Origin of the sequence: Microcoleus sp. S13_C5 (genome assembly GCF_036700845.1) — a bacterium.
Classification (GTDB): Bacteria; Cyanobacteriota; Cyanobacteriia; order Cyanobacteriales; family Microcoleaceae; genus Microcoleus.
On the sequence record NZ_JAUBPR010000221.1, the window covers coordinates 1 to 4619 of the forward strand.

Here is a 4619-nt window from a genome sequence, read left to right on the forward strand (position 1 = left end):
GCAAATTAGTTCGTTGTCATCTTACAATTTTATTCTTGAAGCCCTATTCTATGCAGCTTCATATTAAATTGGTATTAGAGAGAAACTAAAGTTTGTGGAGACGAGATTTCAATCACCGAACCCATCTAATTTTTGCTTATAATTAAATTACACCTCACCCGCACACTTATGCCAATTGACGACGAAGATTTTGAAAGCGAATCTATTAGCGGCGATCGCAAACTGGAACTTTTTACCGACAGATACGAATTTACCCGCCGATTTGCCTTTTATTTAAACGAAGACCCCGCGCGCCAACAAATTTTGTATTTTTACGGAGATGGAGGCAACGGCAAGTCTTTGCTGCTACAACACTTGCAGTTTCACTGCTGCAAAAGATTTTCGCCGCAGGTGTGGAAACAATTGCACCACATCCCAGAATCACAAGCCGCCCAAGTTGCTGATTTTGTGCGCTATGCTGAACCTAAAACCTACACTCCCATACCCGCAGTCAGACACGATTTCGGATTGATACCGATTAAAGAAGATAAACCGCAAGATAGATTTTACGGCTTGCTGATGCTGCGCCGAAATGTTGCAGAAGCAGCAAAAAAATATAAATTTAAGTTTTCCAATTATGACTTTGCTTGCTTTTGGTATTTGCTGAACAAAGGCGAGTCTGACGCAACTCTCAGCCAACTTTTTCCCGATGATGTAATTCAATTGGTGACACCTGCCCTTGAAACTTTTGCGGATTTTCCGGTGGTGGCGCAAGCTGTAGCCGTGATTAAAGGCATAGTTAAATTGAGCGGCATTAAGGGAGCGATAAAATTAATTCAAACTCGCCTCGGCGTCAGCGATGAAAAGGCGGAGGAAATTCGCCGTCTAGATATTGATACTGAGTTAACAGACTATTTGCCGAAATTGTTTGCTGGGGATTTGAATGCGGCCATGGCTGGCAAAAATAAACCCGATCGCCTAGTGATGCTGTTCGATACTCACGAGAAAATGTGGGATGAAAAACGCAATTCTCAAGGCGCAACTTTTTGGTATCAAGATGAGTGGTTTCGGCGGTTGTTGAGGGCATTGGATTACAAGTTGGGGATTGTCGTTGTTGTGGCGGGGCGAGAGTGTCCGGTGACGCAATTGCGGTGGCCGAATGCGTCAAGGTTTCCGATTCCCGCATATTATATAGATGCACAATTGGTGTGGCATTTGTCGCCGGATGATGCGAGGGATTACTTGCACAAAGTGAAGATTGACAAGGCAGATTTGGCAGATGCTGTAATTAAATATGCCAGCGTCAATCCCGCTGATAATTGGGAGAATTTGCAGGTACATCCGTTTTATTTGGGTTTGTGCGCGGATGCGGTGCTGGCAGAAAGAAGGCGGGGAATTGAGTTGATGTCGTCGGATTTTGCGCGGATTCCGAAGTTGGAAAACAAGACTGCGGAATTAACAGATCGGTTGCTGAGTTATGTCGATCGAGAAGTGCGATCGGCCGTGCATTCGCTGAGTGCTGGTCGCGCTTTTGATGAGGATTTGTACGTAAAATTGGGATCTGGTTGCCACTTCCATGCAAGCAGTGCAAATTTTGAGATGTTGACGGGTTTTTCCTTTGTGTGGAAATCGCAGAAGCGGGGGGATAACTGGTATCGGATTCACGATTTATTGCGGCGTTTGGATGCCGATCGGGATCATCCGAAAACTCGCAGAGCTCATGAGGTTTTAGAGGGGCATTATCGAGAAGTGGGGAATGCGGCGGAGGCAATTTTTCATGCTAATCGCTTGGATTGGCAGCGGGGTGTGAGGGAATGGGTAGAGGTGTTTGAGGAAGCATTGGGGCTGAGTCGTTACGGGGAATGCGAGTCGTTGCTGGGTGTTAGAGATGAGTTGTGGATTAAGAGTGATTATTGGCTTGGTATAATTTCCCGATCGGAGGGAGATTACTATGCTCGATTAGCTCGATACGCAGAGGCAAAAAAGGAATATTTAGAGGCAGTTGTGGCTTACGATCGGGAACTTATCCTAACTTCCGAAGATACAGCTACCCTCACCGCTAAAGGGACGGCGCTGCGAAGTCTGGGTAAGTTACAGGCAGAGTTAAGTGAATTTGAGGCTGCAAAAATATCTTACTCAGAGGCGATCGCTGCTTCCAATTCTGCTTTACACATTGTACCGGATGATCGGTATGCTTTCAACAACAAAGGTATTGCCCTGCGATTTCTGGGTGAGTTGCAGGCACAGCTAAGTGAATTTGAGGCTGCCAAACGTTCTTATTCTGAGGCGATCGTTACCTTTAATTCTGCTTTAGTTATTGCACCGGATTATAACTATGCTTTCAACAGCAAAGGGAATGCGCTGCGATGTCTGGGTGATTTGCAAGCACAGTTAAGTGAATTTGAGACGGCCAAACAGTCTTACTCTGAAGCGATCGCAGCATTTAATTCTTCTTTATTTATTGCACCTGATAATATCACTGTTCTCAAAAACAAAGGACTTGCGCTGCGAAGTCTGGGTGAGTTACAAGTAAAGCTAAGTGAGTTTGAGGCTGCTAAACATTCTTATTCTGAGGCGATCGCTTCTTGTAATTCTGCTTTGCAAATTGCACCGTATTATAACTATGCTCTCAACAATAAAGGGCTTGCATTGCAAAGTTTTGGTAATTTGCAGGCACATCTAAGTGATTTTGAGGCTGCCAAAGTCTCTTACTTTGAGGCAATCACTGCTTATAATTCTGCTTTACAAATTGCAGCGGATGATAACTATGCTTTCAACAACAAAGGGATTGCGCTGCAGGATCTGGGCGAGTTACAAGTAAAACTAAGTGAGTTTGAGGCGGCAAAACAGTCTTACTCAGAGGCGATCGCTGCCTTTGATTCTGCTTTAGTTATTGCACCGGATTATATCTTGACTCTCAACAGCAAAGGGATTGCGCTGCGATGTCTGGGTGATTTGCAAGCAAAATTATCTGAGCAACAGGAAGCACTCAAAAATTGGCAAGAAGCACTGGAAATGTTTAATCGATCTTTAGCCATTGCTCCTAACAACGATCGGGTTCGCAATATTCGCGATTCGCTGCAAGAATATCTCAATAATTTGGGTGACGATACTGTCAGCAGTTAGCTCGATCGCAATGAGTAAAGACGCGGCATTCATTCCCTGCCTTAAACCGAAAGCCCGCCAGGAAATGAATTCCACGGGGCTTTTAGCAAAAGTCCTCGCTATGAGGACTGAAGAATTCATGAGTCCCCGACCGAGGACTTTAGCTTTGAGGCAGGGGTTTCAACCCCTGCCGGACTCAGGGCTTAGCGTTAAAAGCCCGCCCTCGAATTTAGCTATTTAACCTTGCAGCTTACCGCCCAGATTGTCTCGGCGATGTACCATCAGCCCGCTTCCGACGGATCAGCACGCTCATCACCTGCTTCGGATTAGCCGCACGCTGTACGGGACTCCAATCGCCCACTTCTGCAAATCCCAGCCGGTACAAAGTGAGTATGGTTTCCCTGACACCTTTGGGCGAACCGACAACCGTTAACAGCACCACTTCCTGTTCGCATACTGCTGCTGAGTCGTCATTTGGGCGCTCAAATTTGTTGTCGTCAGGCACGAATTCCTGTGACATAATATGTTCTCCTGGTTTTGGGTTTTCTAGAAAAACCCAAAAACCCAGCCGCCCCGCATTTCAACACATAGCAGGGCGGCTACAGAGGATGTTAAGATACTCCGTTAGCCTCCAGACTGCTAGTCCCAGTTTGGCGGTTATGCTGTCCATTGCTGTTACCAGCAGCTTTGGGCAGTGCAACTAGATTTTTGGGCGACGCGGGCTGCCTCCTCTACAAGCAAGCAACCTCTCACTTCAAAGCGTAGCCGCAGATGGGGGCCGTCGTCAATCCATTTTGGATTTTAGATTTTGGATCTTAGATTTTGGATTTACTCGTTACCAGCGTCAGCGGCTGGAAACCCGTTAGTTGGGCCGAAATGCTAAATTAAAAGTAATGTTGCTTTAGTACAACCATGTCCAAACGACTCACCATTGCCCAAGCACAGCAGCACCTTCCAAACCTACCCCAAGAACTTATCAATGAGCCTATCATCATCACTCAAGATGGCGTTCCCGTTATGGCTGCAATGAGCTACACGCATTTGACTGAACTGTTAGAAACCTTAGATATTCTCACCGATACAGAATTCGTTGCCAAATTGCGCCAAAGCATCACCCAAGCACGCCAAGGCGAAACTATTTCCTGGGAAAATGCCAAAGCAAAATTGGCACTATGAATCACGAAGACAATGCGATCGAATATGAGATCCAGCTTACGTCACTGGCACTGGAAATGTTGGAGGCCGTCAAAGATCGACAAGAACAGGAAAAATTGCGCGATCGCATTGATCAACTAAAAGTTGAACCACAAAAGCAAGGCAAAGCCCTTGTAGATAACCTATCAGGATTTCGCAGCACCTGAGCTGTTGGACAGCGCTATCGTATAGTTTATCAAGTCGAACACGATCGAGTTCTAGTTGTTGTCGTGGGACTAGGGAGACGTAAAGATGGTGACAAAAAAGGTAGAAGTTCACGGGGGTAGCAAAAACCAAAAAAATCTGATAAGGTGAGGCACATGGAGAAGACAGTGCCGGAA

Annotated in this window: 4 protein-coding genes; 3 read left to right on the plus strand and 1 reads right to left on the minus strand. The window is 45.9% G+C overall.

The features are described 5' to 3' along the window. The first annotated feature begins 168 nt into the window (after positions 1 to 168). Positions 169 to 3105 (plus strand): hypothetical protein, encoded by a 2937-nt coding sequence (locus tag QUA04_RS28725; RefSeq protein ID WP_333263925.1) that lies wholly within the window; start codon positions 169 to 171, stop codon positions 3103 to 3105. Between the two features lie 229 nt (positions 3106 to 3334). Here QUA04_RS28725 and QUA04_RS28730 read toward each other — a convergent pair whose 3' ends face one another. Further along, positions 3335 to 3604 carry a hypothetical protein gene (locus QUA04_RS28730; RefSeq protein ID WP_333263928.1) on the minus strand — a complete coding sequence of 90 codons (270 nt, stop codon included), beginning with the start codon at positions 3602 to 3604 and terminating at the stop codon, positions 3335 to 3337. Positions 3605 to 3996: 392 nt separating this feature from the next. On the opposite strand from QUA04_RS28730, the gene QUA04_RS28735 reads away from it, so the two are divergent. Both QUA04_RS28735 and QUA04_RS28740 read left to right on the plus strand, forming a co-directional pair. Further along, positions 3997 to 4260 (plus strand): type II toxin-antitoxin system Phd/YefM family antitoxin, encoded by a 264-nt coding sequence (locus QUA04_RS28735; protein ID WP_333263931.1) that lies wholly within the window; start codon positions 3997 to 3999, stop codon positions 4258 to 4260. Then, positions 4257 to 4445, plus strand: a complete 189-nt coding sequence (locus tag QUA04_RS28740) for a hypothetical protein (protein WP_333263934.1) — start codon at positions 4257 to 4259, stop codon at positions 4443 to 4445. The genes QUA04_RS28735 and QUA04_RS28740 overlap by 4 nt, the downstream gene beginning before the upstream one ends. Positions 4446 to 4619 lie beyond the last annotated feature (174 nt).

Excerpts from the sequence above, each read along its gene's own strand:
- QUA04_RS28725 (WP_333263925.1), top strand. The coding sequence starts at position 169 with ATGCCAATTGACGACGAAGATTTTGAAAGCGAATCTATTAGCGGCGAT.
- QUA04_RS28730 (WP_333263928.1), bottom strand. The coding sequence starts at position 3,604 with ATGTCACAGGAATTCGTGCCTGACGACAACAAATTTGAGCGCCCAAAT.
- QUA04_RS28735 (WP_333263931.1), top strand. The coding sequence starts at position 3,997 with ATGTCCAAACGACTCACCATTGCCCAAGCACAGCAGCACCTTCCAAAC.
- QUA04_RS28740 (WP_333263934.1), top strand. The coding sequence starts at position 4,257 with ATGAATCACGAAGACAATGCGATCGAATATGAGATCCAGCTTACGTCA.